The sequence below is a fragment of the Empedobacter stercoris genome, assembly GCF_025244765.1.
Lineage (GTDB): Bacteria > Bacteroidota > Bacteroidia > Flavobacteriales > Weeksellaceae > Empedobacter > Empedobacter stercoris.
The window spans coordinates 898,653-916,101 of the sequence record NZ_CP104209.1 but is presented as its reverse complement, the minus strand read 5'-3'; the positions used below and the strand labels follow the sequence as shown (position 1 = coordinate 916,101).

Annotated in this window: 19 protein-coding genes and 3 tRNA genes; 13 read left to right on the top strand and 9 right to left on the bottom strand. The window is 31.9% G+C overall.

Annotation, left to right across the window (positions count from 1 at the left end; all coding sequences use genetic code 11):
• Positions 1–31: 31 nt before the first annotated feature.
• Positions 32–997, top strand: a complete 966-nt coding sequence (gene menA, locus NZD85_RS04280) for a 1,4-dihydroxy-2-naphthoate octaprenyltransferase (RefSeq protein ID WP_260543653.1) — start codon at positions 32–34, stop codon at positions 995–997.
• 17 nt (positions 998–1,014) lie between these two features.
• A complete protein-coding gene (locus NZD85_RS04275) occupies positions 1,015–1,695 on the top strand; it encodes a metal-dependent hydrolase (RefSeq protein ID WP_171624000.1) in 681 nt (226 codons plus the stop codon).
• Between the two features lie 70 nt (positions 1,696–1,765).
• On the opposite strand, the gene NZD85_RS04270 is transcribed toward NZD85_RS04275, so the two are convergent.
• Complete coding sequence (locus NZD85_RS04270; RefSeq protein ID WP_225542819.1) at positions 1,766–2,827, bottom strand: 3-oxoacyl-ACP synthase III family protein; 1,062 nt, start codon at positions 2,825–2,827, stop codon at positions 1,766–1,768.
• Positions 2,828–3,090: 263 nt separating this feature from the next.
• On the opposite strand from NZD85_RS04270, the gene NZD85_RS04265 reads away from it, so the two are divergent.
• The 6 genes from NZD85_RS04265 to NZD85_RS04240 all read left to right on the top strand — a co-directional run bounded on the left by NZD85_RS04265 (position 3,091) and on the right by NZD85_RS04240 (position 6,589).
• Positions 3,091–3,687 carry a glutathione peroxidase gene (locus NZD85_RS04265; protein WP_171624002.1) on the top strand — a complete coding sequence of 199 codons (597 nt, stop codon included), beginning with the start codon at positions 3,091–3,093 and terminating at the stop codon, positions 3,685–3,687.
• Positions 3,688–3,690: 3 nt separating this feature from the next.
• Positions 3,691–4,392, top strand: coding sequence for a bacillithiol biosynthesis deacetylase BshB1 (gene bshB1, locus NZD85_RS04260; RefSeq protein ID WP_260543650.1), 702 nt, complete (start codon positions 3,691–3,693; stop codon positions 4,390–4,392).
• A 118-nt stretch (positions 4,393–4,510) separates the two neighbouring features.
• Positions 4,511–4,584 (top strand) — tRNA-His (locus tag NZD85_RS04255).
• 46 nt (positions 4,585–4,630) lie between these two features.
• Positions 4,631–4,704 (top strand) — tRNA-His (locus NZD85_RS04250).
• Between the two features lie 46 nt (positions 4,705–4,750).
• Positions 4,751–4,824: transfer RNA gene (locus tag NZD85_RS04245), tRNA-His, on the top strand.
• A 118-nt stretch (positions 4,825–4,942) separates the two neighbouring features.
• Complete coding sequence (locus NZD85_RS04240; protein ID WP_260543646.1) at positions 4,943–6,589, top strand: dipeptidyl-peptidase 3 family protein; 1,647 nt, start codon at positions 4,943–4,945, stop codon at positions 6,587–6,589.
• A 62-nt stretch (positions 6,590–6,651) separates the two neighbouring features.
• On the opposite strand, the gene NZD85_RS04235 is transcribed toward NZD85_RS04240, so the two are convergent.
• Complete coding sequence (locus NZD85_RS04235; protein ID WP_260543644.1) at positions 6,652–6,903, bottom strand: hypothetical protein; 252 nt, start codon at positions 6,901–6,903, stop codon at positions 6,652–6,654.
• 234 nt (positions 6,904–7,137) lie between these two features.
• Positions 7,138–7,638 (bottom strand): YqiA/YcfP family alpha/beta fold hydrolase, encoded by a 501-nt coding sequence (locus NZD85_RS04230; RefSeq protein WP_260543641.1) that lies wholly within the window; start codon positions 7,636–7,638, stop codon positions 7,138–7,140.
• Positions 7,639–8,425: 787 nt separating this feature from the next.
• Between NZD85_RS04230 and NZD85_RS14775 the strand changes: the two genes are divergently transcribed.
• The 3 genes from NZD85_RS14775 to NZD85_RS04225 all read left to right on the top strand — a co-directional run bounded on the left by NZD85_RS14775 (position 8,426) and on the right by NZD85_RS04225 (position 9,505).
• A complete protein-coding gene (locus NZD85_RS14775) occupies positions 8,426–8,485 on the top strand; it encodes a hypothetical protein (RefSeq protein WP_396127094.1) in 60 nt (19 codons plus the stop codon).
• A 300-nt stretch (positions 8,486–8,785) separates the two neighbouring features.
• Complete coding sequence (locus NZD85_RS14770) at positions 8,786–8,890, top strand: hypothetical protein (protein ID WP_396127093.1); 105 nt, start codon at positions 8,786–8,788, stop codon at positions 8,888–8,890.
• 27 nt (positions 8,891–8,917) lie between these two features.
• A complete protein-coding gene (locus tag NZD85_RS04225) occupies positions 8,918–9,505 on the top strand; it encodes an integrase core domain-containing protein (RefSeq protein WP_260543639.1) in 588 nt (195 codons plus the stop codon).
• An 89-nt stretch (positions 9,506–9,594) separates the two neighbouring features.
• Here NZD85_RS04225 and NZD85_RS04220 read toward each other — a convergent pair whose 3' ends face one another.
• On the bottom strand, positions 9,595–10,608 hold the full coding sequence (locus NZD85_RS04220; protein WP_260541920.1) for an IS30 family transposase: 1,014 nt from the start codon (positions 10,606–10,608) through the stop codon (positions 9,595–9,597).
• Positions 10,609–11,162: 554 nt separating this feature from the next.
• Between NZD85_RS04220 and NZD85_RS04215 the strand changes: the two genes are divergently transcribed.
• Positions 11,163–11,534 (top strand): DUF962 domain-containing protein, encoded by a 372-nt coding sequence (locus NZD85_RS04215; RefSeq protein ID WP_260543637.1) that lies wholly within the window; start codon positions 11,163–11,165, stop codon positions 11,532–11,534.
• Positions 11,535–11,792: 258 nt separating this feature from the next.
• On the opposite strand, the gene purB is transcribed toward NZD85_RS04215, so the two are convergent.
• Genes purB through NZD85_RS04200 form a run of 3 tightly spaced genes read right to left on the bottom strand, consistent with a single transcriptional unit; the run spans position 11,793 to position 15,441 of the window.
• Positions 11,793–13,220: an adenylosuccinate lyase gene (purB, locus tag NZD85_RS04210; protein ID WP_260543636.1), complete on the bottom strand. Its 1,428-nt coding sequence runs from the start codon at positions 13,218–13,220 to the stop codon at positions 11,793–11,795.
• A gap of 21 nt (positions 13,221–13,241) precedes the next feature.
• Positions 13,242–14,096 carry a fructosamine kinase family protein gene (locus NZD85_RS04205; protein ID WP_260543627.1) on the bottom strand — a complete coding sequence of 285 codons (855 nt, stop codon included), beginning with the start codon at positions 14,094–14,096 and terminating at the stop codon, positions 13,242–13,244.
• Between the two features lie 58 nt (positions 14,097–14,154).
• On the bottom strand, positions 14,155–15,441 hold the full coding sequence (locus tag NZD85_RS04200; RefSeq protein WP_260543624.1) for an adenylosuccinate synthase: 1,287 nt from the start codon (positions 15,439–15,441) through the stop codon (positions 14,155–14,157).
• Between the two features lie 230 nt (positions 15,442–15,671).
• Here NZD85_RS04200 and NZD85_RS04195 point away from each other — a divergent pair, with 230 nt between their 5' ends.
• Positions 15,672–16,361 (top strand): DsbA family oxidoreductase, encoded by a 690-nt coding sequence (locus NZD85_RS04195; protein ID WP_171621610.1) that lies wholly within the window; start codon positions 15,672–15,674, stop codon positions 16,359–16,361.
• A 131-nt stretch (positions 16,362–16,492) separates the two neighbouring features.
• On the opposite strand, the gene NZD85_RS04190 is transcribed toward NZD85_RS04195, so the two are convergent.
• Together NZD85_RS04190 and NZD85_RS04185 are read right to left on the bottom strand one after the other, a co-directional pair.
• A complete protein-coding gene (locus NZD85_RS04190; RefSeq protein WP_260543619.1) occupies positions 16,493–16,744 on the bottom strand; it encodes an N-acetylmuramoyl-L-alanine amidase in 252 nt (83 codons plus the stop codon).
• 84 nt (positions 16,745–16,828) lie between these two features.
• On the bottom strand, positions 16,829–17,446 hold the full coding sequence (locus tag NZD85_RS04185; protein WP_260543617.1) for an N-acetylmuramoyl-L-alanine amidase family protein: 618 nt from the start codon (positions 17,444–17,446) through the stop codon (positions 16,829–16,831).
• Positions 17,447–17,449 lie beyond the last annotated feature (3 nt).

Genomic DNA, 17,449 nt, shown 5'->3' with positions numbered 1-17,449 from the left:
AATTATCTATGCAATATTAGTTCAATTTTCGATGATAAAAAAAGTAAAATCTTCATTATCTTTGTTCGGTATGAAAAAATGGATATTAGCCGCAAGGCTTCGCACTTTACCACTTTCGTTGAGTGGATTATTGTTAGCTGGATTTATTGCAAAATCAGAAGGAATCTTCCGAAATGATATATTTTTCTTATCACTTTTAACAACTTTAGCTTTCCAAATATTGTCAAATTTTGCCAACGATTATGGTGATGCTGTAAAAGGAACAGATGCAAATAGAGTAGGAGAGCAACGTGCAGTTGCTTCTGGTTTGATTACTCAAAAACAAATGAAAACTGCCATAGGTATCATGGTTGTCATTTCTTTGATTTGCGTTGCTACATTATTGTATGTGTCTTTTTATCCTCATGACATGAAGTATATTTATATATTTCTTGGATTAGGGGTAGCTTCTATTTTTGCAGCAATGGCTTATACAATGGGAAAAAAACCTTATGGATATATTGGTTTAGGAGATATTTTTGTCTTTTTATTCTTTGGAATTTTAGCTGTCGTTGGAGGTGAATTTTTATATTCAAAAGTATTTCAATGGCAAATTTTGTTACCAGCTGCATCAATGGGATGTTGGAGTGTAGCAGTGTTGAATTTGAATAATATGCGCGATGTCAAAAATGATGTCAAAAATAATAAAATCACTATTGCATCAAAGCTTGGATTTCAGAATAGTAAGTATTATCAAATGGCTTTAATGACAATTCCTTTTGTTTTGAGTGCCCTTTATGTAACGATGATTCCAGCAAAATCAGGAAAGTTATCAGGATTAGTATTCCTAATTTTAATCTTCTTTGCAAATGCTATTCGTCGTCAAATTTTTGCTGTAAAAGATCCAAAAGATTATGATCCGTTCTTGAAACAAGTCGCAATGTTAGCTTTATTCTTTGCTGTTTTATTGGGATATAGCTTAATTGGATTTGACTTTATCGATACTTTAACGCGTTAATCACAAAATAATATACAATGAAAATTCAATACTTAGGTCATGCTTCTTTGGCTATCGAAGCAAATGGTAAACACATTGTTGTTGATCCGTTTATTACTCCAAATGAATTAGCTAAACATATCGATTTCGAAAGTTTAAAAGCTGACTATATCGTTTTAACACATGCACATCAAGATCATGTGTATGATGTAGAAGAATTGGCAAAACGAACAGGAGCGTTAATTATTTCGAATGCTGAAATCGCTGGTTATTATGCAGCAAAAGGTTTGAATTCGCACGGAATGAATACAGGTGGGAAATTTAATTTTGATTTTGGATCAATTCAATCTACTATTGCTTTTCATTCGAGTTCTTTCGCAGATGGAACGTACGGTGGTGATCCAAATGGTTATATTATCGAGAGTGAAGGAAAGCGTATTTACATCGCAGGAGACACCGCTTTGACGTATGAAATGAAACTGATTCCCGATACAATTGGTCAATTAGATTTAGCTATTTTACCAATAGGGGATAATTTTACAATGGGTGCTAAAAGCGCTTCAATTGCGGCAGAATATGTTCAAGCAACTAAAGTTTTAGGTTATCATTATGATACATTTCCTCCAATAAAAATTGATAAAGCTGAAGCTAAATCAATATTCTTTTCACGTCATATTCAATTGATTTTATTAGAAATCGGGGAAGATTTAACCGTTTAGAAAAAAATATTATCCATAAATACAAAGCTCGTCCGAGGACGAGCTTTTATTTTTTTATGGAACAAGTTCATTAAAATTTATAAACAATTGCATTTACATTCATCCCTGCACCAACAGATGCAAATAGAACAATATCGCCTTTGTTTATTTGATGTGAAGATAATTCACCATTCAGAATCATTTTTAATAAGATAGGAATTGTGGCAACACTACTATTTCCTAATTTATCAATAACCATAGGCATTATATTCTCAGGAACAGGTTGTTCATACAAATCAAAAAATCTCTTTACAATAGCTTCATCCATTTTTTCATTTGCTTGATGAATAATGATTTTATTTAATTGTGAAATCGTATATCCACTTTCATCAAAACATTTTTTCATCGCGTCAGGAACATTCGATAAAGCAAACTCATATATCTTTCGTCCAATCATTTTTATATACTTGACATCTGGACAAGTTTCTGTGTTATAAGATTTTCCAAAAAATAGATAATCTTTTTCAGTTAAAGTGAATGAAGCTGAAAGATGTGATTTTAAACCTTCGTCATCATGATTATTTATTTCCAATATTGCAGCACCAGCACCATCTGCATAAATCATGCTGTCTCTATCATGGATATCAACAACCCTTGATAAGGTTTCTGCGCCAATAACCAAACATCTTTTTGCAATTCCAGCTTTAATAAAGGCATTCGCCTGTATCATACCTTCTAGCCATCCTGGGCAACCAAAAAGTACATCATAAGCAACGCAATAATTATTTTTGATTTGCAATTGATGTTTAACTCGTGAAGCTAAGCTTGGAACTGAATCTGATTGAATTGTACCTGAAATTACATCTCCAAAATTGTGTGCAAAAATGATATAATCTAATGTTTCTGGATCTATTCCCGAGTTTTCTATCGCCTGTTTAGCGGCAATGAAACCTAAATCTGATGTAACTTGATTATTGTTGGCATACCGTCTTTCTTCTATACCTGTTATAGATTTTAATTTTTCTGCAATGATGGTATTATTTTGTTTTAATGCAACTCCTTTTTCATCAAGAAAGTTATGTTGAGCAAAAAATAAATTTGTGATTGTTTCGGAGGGAATGTAGTTACCTACACCAATTATTTTACTTGTCATTTAATCTGTCTAACTAAATTTAGAACTCTTCTTCAGTAAAAAGCTTTTTTATTTAATTAAGTATTAAAGGTAGTGTAAATCTTATGACATATATAAATATTTTAATTTTTGTTTAAAAAAATGAAATATTCATAAAGCAAATAAAGATTTTTTATTAATCAGTACAGAAAGTGAATATTATATTATAAATTAATAAAACATTTTAAAAATCTTTAACTTAGACTTCTGTCGATTTTTTTTAAATTTGTTAAAAATAATACACAATGAAATACTTATTCATCGGATTTTTAGGATTGTTTATAGCTTGTAATGCGCAAGAAACAAAGAAATCAGTTTCTAAAAAACAATCCATTCAACAAACCACAAAAACACCACAAAAAATGAATAAAATTTACGATTATACATTTAAGGATATCAATGATGAAGATTTTAATTTTGCTGATTTAAAAGGTAAAAAAATCTTGATTTTGAACACAGCTTCAAAATGTGGTTATACACCTCAATATGATGCATTAGAAAAATTGTACCAAGAATACAAAGATCAAGGTTTGGTTGTTGTAGGATTTCCATCAGATAATTTTGGTGGACAGGAATTTGATAATAACGAAGAAATAGCTAATTTTTGTAAATTAAATTATGGCGTTACATTTCCTTTGATGTCGAAAAGTGATGTCATTGGAAAAAATCAAAATGAAATTTTCAAATTCTTAACAAAAAAATCATTGAATGGTAAATCTGACCATGAAGTGAAATGGAATTTTACAAAATTTTTGATTAATGAAGATGGAACGTTAGAAACTGCTTATTCATCAAAAGTAAAACCGGATGACAAACAAATAATAGATTGGTTAAATAAATAGTAAATGAAGTTAGATATTCTTGCAATTGGAGCACATCCTGATGATGTAGAATTGGGATGTGGTGGAACACTAGCAAAAGAAATTAGAAACGGTAAAACAGTCGGAATTCTCGATTTAACGAAAGGAGAATTAGGGACTCGTGGTACTGATGAAACTCGTCGTGAAGAAGCAAATGATGCCAAAGATATTTTGGGTGTGGTTGTAAGAGAAAACCTTGGGATTGCAGATGGTTTTTTCTTGAATGACAAAGAGAATCAATTGAAAATTGTAGATGTTATTCGTAAATATCAACCTGATATTATTTTGAGTAATGCACCGCATGATAGACATCCAGATCATGGAAAAGGATCAGATTTAGTGAATACCGCTATTTTTTTATCAGGATTGCCAAAGATAGAGAATGGTTTAGCAGCTTGGCGTCCTAAGAAACACTTTCATTATATTCAATGGTTGCCATTAGAGCCTCATTTTGTAGTGGATATTTCAGGTTTTATAGATACGAAAGTAGAAGCATGTATGGCTTATAAAACACAATTCTTTGATCCAAATTCGAGCGAACCACAAACGCCAATTTCATCCAAAAATTTTACAGATTCTATCCGATATCGTGCATATGATTTGGGAAGATTAATAGGAACTGAGGCAGGAGAAGGTTTTATTTCGAGAAGTTATATTGGCGTAAATAATTTAGATTCTTTAATTTAGAAATAAAGGTTAAAAAAACCTTTATTTTTTTGCGAAAATTATTTGCAAGTACCGATTAATAGGCTATATTTGCAGTCCAATTGAGGAATTAAATAACAATAATTTCACAAGGCAAATGGTGGTTGTAGCTCAGTTGGTTAGAGCGCCGGATTGTGGTTCCGGAGGTCGTGGGTTCGAGACCCATCATCCACCCAAAAAACTTTAGAATTTAGTTTTAAAATAAAATTCGTACCAAATGGTGGTTGTAGCTCAGTTGGTTAGAGCGCCGGATTGTGGTTCCGGAGGTCGTGGGTTCGAGACCCATCATCCACCCAAAAAACTTTAGAATTTAGTTTTAAAATAAAATTCGTACCAAATGGTGGTTGTAGCTCAGTTGGTTAGAGCGCCGGATTGTGGTTCCGGAGGTCGTGGGTTCGAGACCCATCATCCACCCTTATAAATCTCAATTTCGTTGGAAGTTGAGATTTTTTTATTATATAGAATTTTTCAAACTTAGCCTTTCTTTGAAAAACCATATTAAATTCTTCTTAATTTTACCAAAACATTTGAAATGAAAAAATCATCAATATTTTTAGGATTGATTGCTTTTACAGGAATTTTGAGTTCTTGTTCAACTCAAAAAGCAGTCAAAGAATCCACTCAAACTTCAACAGAAATGACAAAAGAATATGCCTATCAAACATATGCAAGTTTCCCATTAACTACAGATATATCGCATTTAACAAAAAACGAAAAAGAAATTTTACGCTTGATGTTTAAAACAGCTGATATTATGGACGATTTATTTTGGCAACAAGCATACGGTGCTAAAATAGATTTAATGGACGAAACCAAAGGAGAAGCTAAAGAATATGCAAAAATAAACTATGGCCCTTGGGATAGGTTGAATAACGAAACACCTTTTGTCAATGGAATTGGAGCAAAACCTGCAGGTGCAATGTTTTATCCTATTGATATGACGAAAGAGGAATTTGAACAGGCTAATTTGAAAGATGGTAAATCGCCCTATACAATTGTTCGTCGAAATAGAGAAGGTAAATTGTATACGATACCGTACCACGAAAATTTTAAAAATCAGTTATCTAAAGCAGCTGAATATTTAACGCAAGCTTCAGAATTAGCAGAGGATGCAGGATTAAAAAAATATTTAAAATTACGTGCTGCCGCATTGATGACAGATGATTTTTATGCAAGTGATTTGGCTTGGATGGACATGAAAAATGCCAACATTGATATGGTTGTTGGACCAATCGAAAATTATGAAGATCAATTGTTTGGTTATAAAACGTCTTATTCCGCTTATATATTGGTGAAAGATATTGAATGGTCAAAAAAATTGGCAAAATTTGTTCAATACCTACCAGAATTACAACGCAATCTACCTGTTTCTGCAAGTTATAAGAAAGAAGTTCCTGGAACAGATTCCGATCTTAATGCGTATGATGTGGTGTATTATGCTGGAGATTGTAATGCAGCAGGAAAAACAATCGCGATTAACTTACCAAATGACGAACGTGTGCAATTAGAAAAAGGAACACGTCGTTTGCAATTGAAGAATGCGATGAAAGCGAAGTTCGATAATATTTTAGTTCCAATATCTACCGCTTTAATTGATGAGAGTCAACAAAAAAATATAAAATTTGATGCGTTTTTCTCAAATGTAATGTTTCATGAAGTTGCACACGGATTAGGAATTAAAAACACAGTGAACGGAAAAGGTAGTGTTCGAGATGCATTAAAAGAAGCGAATTCGGCTTTAGAAGAAGGAAAAGCAGATATTCTTGGCTTGTATATGGTGAATCAATTGTTGAAAAAAGGAGAATTGACAGGAACTCAAGAAGATTATTTTGTGACGTTTTTGGCAGGAATTTTACGTTCTGTTCGTTTTGGTGCAAGCTCTGCTCATGGACAAGCAAATATGATTGCATTTAATTATTTTGCAGAAAATGGCGCTTTCGTGAAAACGGAGAGAGGTCGTTACAAAGTAAATGTTGTAAAAATGGAACAAGCGATGAATGGCTTATCAGAATTGATTTTGACGTTGCAAGGAAATGGTGACTACAATGGTGTTAAAAAATTATATGCTGACAAAGGAACAATTCATAGCGATTTACAACAAGATTTAGATGTTTTGAAAACAAAAAATATTCCAGTGGATGTCATATTTAAACAAGGTCCGAATATGTTGGGATTGTAAGAAGTTAAATATCAATACAAAATTTAAAAGCCACTCCAAGAGTGGCTTTTCTAATTTATTTTTTAAAAATAGATCGTTTCATTACTATCGGGATCTCCAATCATAAATTCAATTTCAAAATTGGTGAAATTTCGTTTTATTCCTTGTACACTTATTGTATCTCCACAACTAAAAGACATTGCGTTTATTTCTTCTATTTCTGGAGAAAACTCAAATTTTCCCTTTTGACAAATATTAACTTTTGGAATTCTATCATTCAAATAGAAATTCCCTTTAGAATCAAGCCTTAATCTTATCTTTTCTAAATCACTCACATCAATCGTAGAAGATTTAGAAACTTTATAAGTACCTACAATATTTCCGTCAGTAACTTCTTAAAGCAAAGAAGGTTTAATGGAATAATAAATAAAATCCTTTTAATAATTGTTTTTTATTCATTGGATTTTTCCAAAACCCAATAATCATCATCGTTATTCTAATCAAAAAAGATAATCCTAAAATAATGATTATAAAAAAAACTGAAAGAGTAAAAGAAATATTGTCATGAATTATTTCTTCGATTCTAAAAACGTTTCAAAAGCTTTTTCAAATTCTTCTAATGTAATTAGATGTGTCATATTTGCAGCAAAAATTTGTTCGATATTTCCGTTTAGTTTTTGTAAATTTTCGACAAATTCAATCTGAAATTTTGGTTCGATGACATCATCTTGTAAACCGGTAAAAATTAAGTTTTGTTTTATAGGAATAGCTTTTAGTAATTGTTCAGGCAAAAAAGGTTGAAGTCTTTCTATAGCAATTACAGCAGGATTGAACATTAATACAGGAATATTTAATACCAGTCCCAAATAATAACTTAACATTCCGCCCAGACTTGTACCTGCAATAAATTCGATCGGTTCTTTTTTGAATTGAGCAATTAAATCTTGCACTAAAGTTGTTGCATTATCATAATCAATAGATGGTGCAAAGCAATCGCCTAATGAGTCTAAATATGCTCTTTTTTCATCTGTTACATATCCTTGGTAGCCGTGTAAGTATGCAAATTTCATTTGTTTTATATTTTATAATGTCAAACTTTACTTCGATAAACTCAGTAACCAAGAGTTAAGTCTGACGTTGTAAAAATACAAAATAAATACACGTTCAAATGTATTTTAAGATCGTTACGTTTTTATTTTTTTTTGAATGAATTAGTTAATTCACTAACTTAATTGTAAATTAGTAGTAAATAAAGTGCTTACAGTTTATATTTTTTATTAATTATATACATTATGAACGATACAAGTTTAAAACATGTCAATTCTAAACTAAAAAAACTTCCTGATTATTTTTTGGAAGAGGTTAAAATTATATTGATTTTTTAACTTTCAAAAATAATCAAGAAAAAAATTTTGAATTAACAAAAGAACAAGAAAAGATATTAGATCAACGCTTAGAAGAACCTAAGGAGAATTTTTTGTATGCAAAAGATGTTATGAAAGAATTGCGAAAAAAATATGAATTATAATATTCGCATTTCTCCTGAAGCTGTATAGGATATCGACCAAGCTTTTGCTTATTATTCCGAGTTTTCTATTTCTGCTGTAAAGTCTTTTGAAGCTGAGTTAGCAAATGTTTTTGAAGCTTTAGAAACAAACCCTTTTTACCAATTGAGGTATAAAAATTTACATGGAAAACCCTTCAAATCTTTACCTTATTTGTAATCTTCCCTAAAAAACGGAACGTTTAAAAATATAGTTTATTAACTTAGGGATAATTATGAAACAAAGCAATTTTACAGAAGTTCAGATCGTAAAGATTTTATCTGAACAAAATTAGGGCAAAACAGTCAATGAAATTTGTCATGAACATGGAATAAGTCAACCCACTTTTTATAAATGGAAGCCCATCAATTAGCTCAATTAAAGGAACTAGAGAAGCAATTGTCTCAATATAAAAAATTGTAGCAGAGCTTACTTTAGAAAACGTAGTTTTAAAAGATGTTATCAAAAAAAAGCTATAACGCCTTGTGAAAAACGAGAATTGGTGTTGTATTCAAAAGCAAAATATTAACTAAGTTCTCGCAGGGGTTGTCGTCTATTTAGTTTAAGAACGTCCGTTTTTTATTATCAAAAAGTCTGTAAAAATGAAGATTATAAAATATGTTTTCAATTGATAGCTCTATCCAACGAGCATCAAACTTGGGGCTTTTGGATAATGTATTATCGTTTACGAAATTTAGGCTTTACTTGGAACCATAAACGCGTTTATCGTGTTTACAAAATGATGCGTTTAAATTTGAGAAATAAACGCAAGAAATGATTATCAGCACGGGTAAAAGAGCCACTTTTGCGCCCGATTAATCATAACATTACGTGGAGCATTGATTTTAAGCAGGATGCTTTGCAGAATGGTAAAAAAGTGCGTTCATTGAATATTTTGGATGATTTTAACCGAGAAATTTTAGCCATCGCCGTTGATACAAGTTTACCTTCAGGACGAGTAGTAAGAGAGTTTGAGAATTTAATTCAATGGAGAGGAAAACCAGAGAGAATAAGAGTCGATAATGGACCAGAATTTATTGCAAACGCTCTAAAAGATTGGTGTCATAATCAGTCTATTGAATTGAATTATATTCAGCCTGGTCAACCGACGCAAAATAGTTTGATCGAACGTTTTAATCGTACATTTAGACAAGAAGTTTTGGATTGTTTTATGTTTTCAACAATCAAGCAATTCAACATATTCTCTCAAGCTTGGATGTGGATGTATAACAATAAGAGACCGCACGCAAGCCTCGGATACCTTACTCCGCACGAGTTTTTGTTGAAATATGGAAAAATAAATAAACCGAATACAAGTGAATTTCCAACATTTCAGCAAGATAATTGTAGTAATAATCAGTGGAAATCATTAGTTTTGAATGTAGCTAGTTAAGGGAAGATTACAATGTTTTATCTAGTCATTCTATTTTGTTGGAAATAAAGATTCTATTTTCTGTAGTTCTCATTTATTAACTGCCATGTTCAAGTTATAAGTGCAACTGGCCAAGTAGATTTTAGTTTTTCGATAGGGCTAATATAGCCAAACTTTCTTACTCTTCTATTGTTAATTAATTTTTCTATTTGTTTGATTCTTAGGTTACTTACTAAATTCAGGTCTGTTTTCTTTGGTAAAAATCTTCTTATCAAGCCTATTCTGTTCTCAACAGTTCCTTTATCTTGCGAGGTGTAGGGTCGGGTGAAATAGGTTTTGATATGGTGTTTTTCGGCTATTTGTTTGTGTCCGGCAAACTCTTTTCCGTTGTCAAAAGTCATGGTTTTGATCCAGCTGCTACCTATTCTGGATATTCTTTTATTGATTAATTCTTGAATGTTTTGAGCGTCTTTTCCTTGCAATTTGTCTAAGGTGGTTACCAAAGTTGCTCGGTCTGTCATCACTAATAGAGCTGATTTGTGGTTTTTCCCCATCATTAAATCGACTTCGATGTCTCCCAATCTTTCTCGCTGTTCAACTACTTTTGGACGTTTCTCAATGGATACTCTGTCTTTGATTATACCTCGGGTTTGTTTATAGTTGCCTCTTTTGAATCTGCGCCTGCCATGTCTTAAAAATTTATACAGATTTTTATAGGGCGCGTCAGCTCTGCGATTACTCTTTTTACAGTCCCATATCCATTGATAGATGCATTCTAGAGAAACACCCTGAACGCCCATGCACTTCCATTCTACAGCAATCAATTCTGGACTTAGTTGTTCATTCTTTAACCAATTAGCTGCCTGATTTTTAAGCGACTCTGTGAATTTTACTGCCTTGTTTTTTTGTTTGTGCCTTAAACTTGTTTTTTCTTGCGCCAAATCAGGAATATAGCTACCTGCGTGTAGACCACGCTTACCAATATTTCTTTGTAATTCACGCGTGATGGTAGATTTATGTACGCCTATTAAATCAGCAATATCTTTTTTGCTTTTTCCTGCTGTCAAAAGTATTCCAATTTGGTATCTTTGTTCCTGGTCGAGTTGTTTATATATTTTTTTCACAAATCAAATTTAGCACTTGGCTAATCATTGGGGGCTAGCCCCCAATGATTTAATTTGAGTTGCACTTATTTGTTGAACTTAGAACTTTATGATTAATTCAAAAATTTTATAACAAAAAAAACGGGATTCCAATAATACCAATTATCCAACCTAATAGTGGAGTGTATTTTCTTGAATCATTAAATAGATGGTTAAATGGTAGCATTGCATAGCAAAGAATAATGAAAATGAAATAGCCTATTATCCTTGCAATATTTTTAGTTTTATCACTATATAAATTATTGTTTAGAATGTAAACTACTAAAGCTCCACCACCAAAAAAGAATAGAGTTAAAAGTGCTATTATAGTTGTTTGCTTTTTTTTCGATACAATTAATAAAAAAAAAGAAATAATTACAAATAGAATACTGATTAAGTAATAGATTTTTTTATTTTTTATAATCATTTTGATAAATACTAATTTTGAATACAGTGAGTAAAGATAAATTTATAATTTCTGATTTAAAGTTTAATTATCAACCAAAATCAACCAAAATCAACCAAAATCAACCAAAATGAGAAAAATAGAACAACTTTTTAGTGAATATGGTGAGAGTCATCAAAATGCTACAAACAAATTGATTCATTGGATTTGTGTTCCACTCATCTTTTGGACGATTCTTGGCTTTATTTCCTACATTCCAACGCCGCATTTTTATATTCCAGCTTTTGGTTATATAAGTATAGCTTCAATTATTGCGTTGATAATTGTTTCAAAATTTTATTTCAGACTTTCGTTTGTCGTTGGTTTTATCATGATTTTTGTGATGTTGATAATGGAGTTTTTTATTTCACAATGCAATCTTCAATTTGGTATTAAATCTTGGACAGTTTACTTGGTAGTTTTAACTTTACATGGATTCAGAAATTCGTTGGTCACAAAATAGAAGGGAAGAAGCCAAGTTTTCTCAAAAGACTTACAATTTTTGTTGGTTGGCCCAATTTGGTTATTAGGTTTTATTCTTCGTAAGATAGGAGTTAAATATTAAGATTTTTCATCTAAAGACGAAAGAGATTATAACGACAAGTTTGCCTAAGAAAGGGCTAACTTGCGGTTATATATTTGAAAAGCAAAAAGTTTAAACTAAAAAATGCTTCCAATAAATAGGAAGCATTTTTCGTTTCATGTGTTGTTTTAAGCGTGTTTACACTTTCAGGTCTGTATGAGCGCCCAAAAGTGCTTTATTTTCTTCGATTATAGGATCAACCAAATCTTTTAAGAATTCTTCTGTCTGTTCAGATGCAAATCCTGTAAAGTTCTTCGGATCTAATAATTCGACTAATTTATCTTTATCAATTTTTACGTTATCATCAGCAATAATACGCTCAATCAAATCGTTTGATTTTCCTTCCATTTTCACTTGTCTTGCAGCTTCCATAGAATGCGTACGGATGATTTCGTGTAATTCTTGACGGTCTCCACCATTTTTAACCCCTTCCATAATGATATATTCGGTTGCCATAAATGGTAATTCTTCCGCAATATGCTTCTCGATGATTTTAGGATAAACGACTAAACCATCTAAAATATTGTTCCAAATGATTAAAATTGCATCAATCGCTAAGAAAGCTTGAGGAACGGCTAAACGTTTGTTTGCAGAATCGTCTAATGTTCTTTCGAACCATTGTGTTGAGGCAACCATTGCAGGAGAACTTGCCAAAGACATCACGTATTTCGCTAATGAAGCGATACGCTCAGAACGCATTGGGTTGCGTTTGTATGCCATTGCAGAAGATCCAATTTGGTTTTTCTCGAAAGGTTCTTCAATTTCTTTTAAGTTTTGTAATAAACGTAAGTCGTTTGTGAATTTATGTGCAGATTGTGCAATGTTTGATAATAATTCTAATGCTTGTGCATCAATTTTACGATCGTAGGTTTGTCCTGAAACGGCAAAAACACTATTGAATCCGAAACGTTCAGATAATTTTTTGTCTAATGTTTTTACTTTTTGGTAATCTCCGTCAAATAATTCTTTGAAAGAAGCCGCTGTTCCAGTTGTTCCTTTTACTCCGCGGAAACGTAAAGTATCGATTCTGAATTCTAATTCTTCTAAGTCTAATAAAACAGATTGTAACCAAAGTGTTGCACGTTTACCAACTGTTGTTAATTGTGCTGGTTGAAAATGTGTAAATCCTAATGTTGGTAAATCTTTGTATTGACGCGCAAATTTTGCTAAACCATCAATTACATTGATTAATTGTCCTTTGATGTGTTGAAAACCATCACGGATTTGAATCAAATCTGTATTATCGCCAACAAAAGCAGAAGTTGCACCTAAGTGAATAATTGCTTTTGCGCTTGGTGCAACGTCTCCGTAAGCGTGTACGTGAGCCATTACATCGTGGCGAAATTTCTTTTCGTAAGCTGCTGCAACATCATAATCAATGTTTGTTGCATTGTCTTTTAACGCTTGAATTTGTTCGTCTGTAATATCTAATCCAAGTTCTTTTTCAATTTCTGCTAAAGCAATCCAAAGCTGTCTCCATGTTGTAAATTTTTTCTCAGGAGAAAAGATGTATAGCATTTCGTCGCTACAATATCTCGATTCTAACGGATTTTGATACTTGTTCATTGTATTGTGTTTGTTTTGTTTTTAAAATTTCTTCAAAATGGTTTGTACGTCTTTCACATAATATCCTTCGAAAAGATAAGCGTGAATCAACAATGGAAATAATTGCGCAATAGGCAAACGTTCTTCGTAATTGGCTTCGAGCGGATGACTTTCTTGATAAGCATCGAAAAAAGCATCGTCAAATCCACCAAAAAGTTTTGCTATAGCAATATCCATTTCGCGATGTCCATAGTAAATAGCAGGGTCTATAATTGTAAATTCATCGTTTGAATTCGCTAAAATATTTCCGTTCCAAAAATCACCATGAATTAACGCTGGTTTTTCTTCGGGGAATATAGAATTCAATTGTTTACATAAGTTTTCTGCTGATTTTAGTTGTTTTGAAGTGATTAATTGTTTGTTTTGCAACAATTTTATCATGGGTAAGATTCGATTGTTTGCGTAAAAATCACTCCAAGTTGTTGTAAAACTATTCGGCTGCACCACAATTGCGATATAATTGTCTTCTGTCCAACCAAATTGTTTGTTTGTTTTTTGATGAAGTTTAGCTAAGTTTCTTCCTAAGTTTTCCCAATTAACAACAGTTGGAGTAGAGGATTCTATCCATTCTAACACTAAATATTGAAAATCTTTTCCAGCTTCACCAACATCGATCACCTTCGGAACTGAAAATGTCTTTGTTTTTTTGATGGCTTCTAAAGCTCGCGCTTCTTTTTTGAAAAGTTGTGGGAAGTTATTAGCAGAATTAACCTTTAAAAAATATTTTTTATCAAACGACTCTAATCGAAAGGCATCGTTAATATCACCACCTTTAATCGGGACGATAGAATCTATGCCTAAATTCAATTGTTTTAATCGTTCTAAAATTTCATTCATAAAAATATCTCATAAAGTTATAGCCTAACAGTAACGTCAGGCTATACTATAAATTATATTAAAATAAAGTTGTTCTAATAATGTTTTGAGAGCGCTCTGGACCAACCGAAACTAAATAAACTTCGATTCCTAAGTATTTCTCAATGTAGTGGATGTAATCTTGCGCAGTTTGCGGTAATTCGTCGAAAGTTTTTACGTTTGTAATATCTTCTTTCCATCCAGGTAATTCGTCGTATTGAGCTTCGTAATTAGCCAATTTAGTTGTAGAAGAAGTGAAATAATCGATGATTTTTCCATCTTCAGTTTTGTAACCTGTACAAACTTTAACGGTATCAATATTAGACATTACATCTAATTTAGTGATTACTAAATGTGTAATTCCATTAATCATACAAGCGTGTTTTAACGCCACTAAATCTAACCATCCTGTACGACGTGAACGACCTGTAGATGCTCCGAATTCGTGACCAACTTGACGGATTTTTTCTCCTAATTCGTTGTCCAACTCTGTTGGGAAAGGTCCGTTACCAACACGTGTACAATATGCTTTAGAAACTCCGATCAAATTTTTTAGTTTTGTAGGAGGAACTCCAGCACCAACACAAACTCCACCAGTTGTTGGAGAAGATGATGTAACGAAAGGATATGTACCAAAATCGATGTCTAACATCAAGGCTTGTGCACCTTCGAATAAAACGTTTTTACCTTCGTCAATTGCTTGGTTAATTTCTAACTCAGTATCAATAATACGTTCTTTTAAACGCTCTCCGTAAGCCACGTATTTTTCGTAGATTTCTTCAAAAGCTAAAGGCTCTTTTTCGAATAATTTTTCGAATAAAGCATTTTTAACAATTAAATTTTCTTTGATTTTTTCTTTTAAAATATCTGGATTTAATAAATCAATAGCACGAATACCAACACGAGCAACTTTATCCTCATAACAAGGTCCAATTCCGCGTTTTGTTGTACCAATTTGATCTTTTCCGGCAAATTCTTCACGATATTCATCTAACAAAATATGATAAGGCATAATAATATGCGCTCTTCTTGAGATAAATACATGATCTGTAGATAAACCTCTTGCTTCTAATTTTTCGATTTCAGTGAAAAAAGCTGCAGGATCTACTACGACACCATTCGCAATAATACATTTTCCTTTGCATTGTAAAACTCCAGAAGGTAATAAGTGTAATACAAATTTATCATCACCTACATATACTGTATGACCAGCGTTGTTACCACCTTGGTAGCGTACAACATAATCTGCTTTTTCAGCAAGAACATCTGTAATTTTTCCTTTTCCCTCGTCACCCCATTGAAGACCGACTACTACGTGTGTTGACATATGTTTGTTCGTTATTTGTTTTTGGAAATAAAAATGAAACAATTCATTTTATCTTGGTTCACTGCAAAGGTAATTTAAACCTTTTCTTAAACAAATTTTAAACTCGATTTAGCACGATTATTTTTCAAGATTTTGTTAATAATTTTTGAAGATGAAATTTACTAAAAAATAACCGAATCCATTTAAATAAAAAGCGTAATTTTACAAACTTTTACACCAAAAATTTCCATATGAAAATTGAAATCTGGTCGGATGTTATGTGTCCGTTCTGTTACATCGGAAAAAAACATTTTGAACAAGCTTTAACCCAAATTCCTTATCAAGATAAAATTGAGGTGGAATGGAAAAGTTATCAGTTAAATCCTGATTTATCTAAAACTGAAATTACATCTGTTGATGAATACTTAATTCAAGCAAAAGGAATTTCGCAAGAACAAGTTTCTGCGATGCATAATCAGTTAGCTGAAATGGGAAAACCTGTAGGAATCGACTTTCAACAACAAAACTCTAAAGTTGTGAATACAGGAGATGCTCATCGTTTAATTCATTTTGCGCAAGCAAATGGAAAAGGTTCGGAAGCAGAAGAAAGACTTTTTAAAGCGTATTTTACTGAAGGTAAAAATGTTGCTGATTATGAAGTTTTGGCTGAATTGGCTGAAGAAATTGGTTTAAATAAAACCGAAGTTCTTGAAATGCTAAATTCTGATGCAAATGTTTTTGAAGTTGCTTCTGATGTTTTGGATGCACGTAATATTGGTGTTTCTGGCGTTCCGTTTTTTGTAATCGATCGTAAATATGCGATTTCTGGAGCGCAACCTGTCGAGTATTTTGTATCTGCCTTGACACAAGCTTACGAAAAAGATCATTTGGATCAACCACAAAATGGTGCTTCTTGTGATGTAGACGGAAATTGTGATTAAACTTTTTTAAATAAAACAGAAAGGACTTCAATTGAAGTCCTTTTTTTTATATTGATTGGTAATTTTCTAAATATTGAACGATCTTTTCTGCTAATTGATTTTTATAAGTAGTGCTTTGTAATGTTTCGGCATCATGATTGCAAATCCAAAAAATCATTTTCAGTTCTCGTCAAAATCACCTTGATATTTTTTTCTCTTGCTAATTTTTGAATTTTTTGTGCCAATTCTAACGAATATTCGCTTTCGGTGATAACGCTATTTTTTGATCCAATATCATGTCCTCCATGACCAGCATCAATTACAAAAGTTTTAGAATTTTGTGCAAATAAAGCTGAAGTTGTGATCAAACCTGCAATCGCAAAAAAATGGATTTTCTTTTTCATCGAATAGTGTTTTAAATTATTTTGAAGATAATCAATTATTTATGAAACAAAAATCTAATTGGATATATCATCTTTTTTAAGATATTAATTCTTCAATGCTTCAAAAATTTTATCTGCGATTTTTGGATAATTTTCTTCGTTTGTCAATAGTTTTCGATCTTCAATGTTTGTCAAATATCCAATTTCGATCATCACAATAGGAACTTGAGAATCACGTAGTATTTTTGCATTAGACTCTACAATTCCAAGATTTTCGAAACCTAAACTGCTGATGTTATTTCCTATTTTTTCGCCAAGTATTTTAGATTCTTCGAAAGTAGGATTCAATGGAGAAAGATGAATTTCAGTTCCTTTTTTCGAATCTTTTACATTATAATTTGCGTGAAGAGACAAAACTAAATCTGGTTTGATTTCGTTAATTAATTTCGCTCGATTGGTATTGATAATTTGTTCGTCACCTTTGCGTAGCAAAACAAACTCAATATTTTCGAAAGGATTTTTTTCTTGTATTACCGTTGCAATTTTTAAGGCAATATCTTTTTCTTGAAATTCTTCTCGTTTTACGCCTGTGTCAGTCCCACCGTGACCTGCATCTAATAGAATAATACGTTTTGGTGAAGTAATTTTATTGTCAACAAAATTTGTTTGCGCAAAAAGACCTGTTGTTATAAATAAACAAATGATCTGAATTATTTTTTTCATGGT

Bases quoted from the DNA above. Each gene is read 5' to 3' on its own strand.
- menA (WP_260543653.1), top strand. From the start codon at position 32: ATGATAAAAAAAGTAAAATCTTCATTATCTTTGTTCGGTATGAAAAAA.
- NZD85_RS04275 (WP_171624000.1), top strand. From the start codon at position 1,015: ATGAAAATTCAATACTTAGGTCATGCTTCTTTGGCTATCGAAGCAAAT.
- NZD85_RS04270 (WP_225542819.1), bottom strand. From the start codon at position 2,827: ATGACAAGTAAAATAATTGGTGTAGGTAACTACATTCCCTCCGAAACA.
- NZD85_RS04265 (WP_171624002.1), top strand. From the start codon at position 3,091: ATGAAATACTTATTCATCGGATTTTTAGGATTGTTTATAGCTTGTAAT.
- bshB1 (WP_260543650.1), top strand. From the start codon at position 3,691: ATGAAGTTAGATATTCTTGCAATTGGAGCACATCCTGATGATGTAGAA.
- NZD85_RS04240 (WP_260543646.1), top strand. From the start codon at position 4,943: ATGAAAAAATCATCAATATTTTTAGGATTGATTGCTTTTACAGGAATT.
- NZD85_RS04230 (WP_260543641.1), bottom strand. From the start codon at position 7,638: ATGAAATTTGCATACTTACACGGCTACCAAGGATATGTAACAGATGAA.
- NZD85_RS14770 (WP_396127093.1), top strand. From the start codon at position 8,786: ATGTATTATCGTTTACGAAATTTAGGCTTTACTTGGAACCATAAACGC.
- NZD85_RS04215 (WP_260543637.1), top strand. From the start codon at position 11,163: ATGAGAAAAATAGAACAACTTTTTAGTGAATATGGTGAGAGTCATCAA.
- purB (WP_260543636.1), bottom strand. From the start codon at position 13,220: ATGAACAAGTATCAAAATCCGTTAGAATCGAGATATTGTAGCGACGAA.
- NZD85_RS04205 (WP_260543627.1), bottom strand. From the start codon at position 14,096: ATGAATGAAATTTTAGAACGATTAAAACAATTGAATTTAGGCATAGAT.
- NZD85_RS04200 (WP_260543624.1), bottom strand. From the start codon at position 15,441: ATGTCAACACACGTAGTAGTCGGTCTTCAATGGGGTGACGAGGGAAAA.
- NZD85_RS04195 (WP_171621610.1), top strand. From the start codon at position 15,672: ATGAAAATTGAAATCTGGTCGGATGTTATGTGTCCGTTCTGTTACATC.
- NZD85_RS04190 (WP_260543619.1), bottom strand. From the start codon at position 16,744: ATGAAAAAGAAAATCCATTTTTTTGCGATTGCAGGTTTGATCACAACT.
- NZD85_RS04185 (WP_260543617.1), bottom strand. From the start codon at position 17,446: ATGAAAAAAATAATTCAGATCATTTGTTTATTTATAACAACAGGTCTT.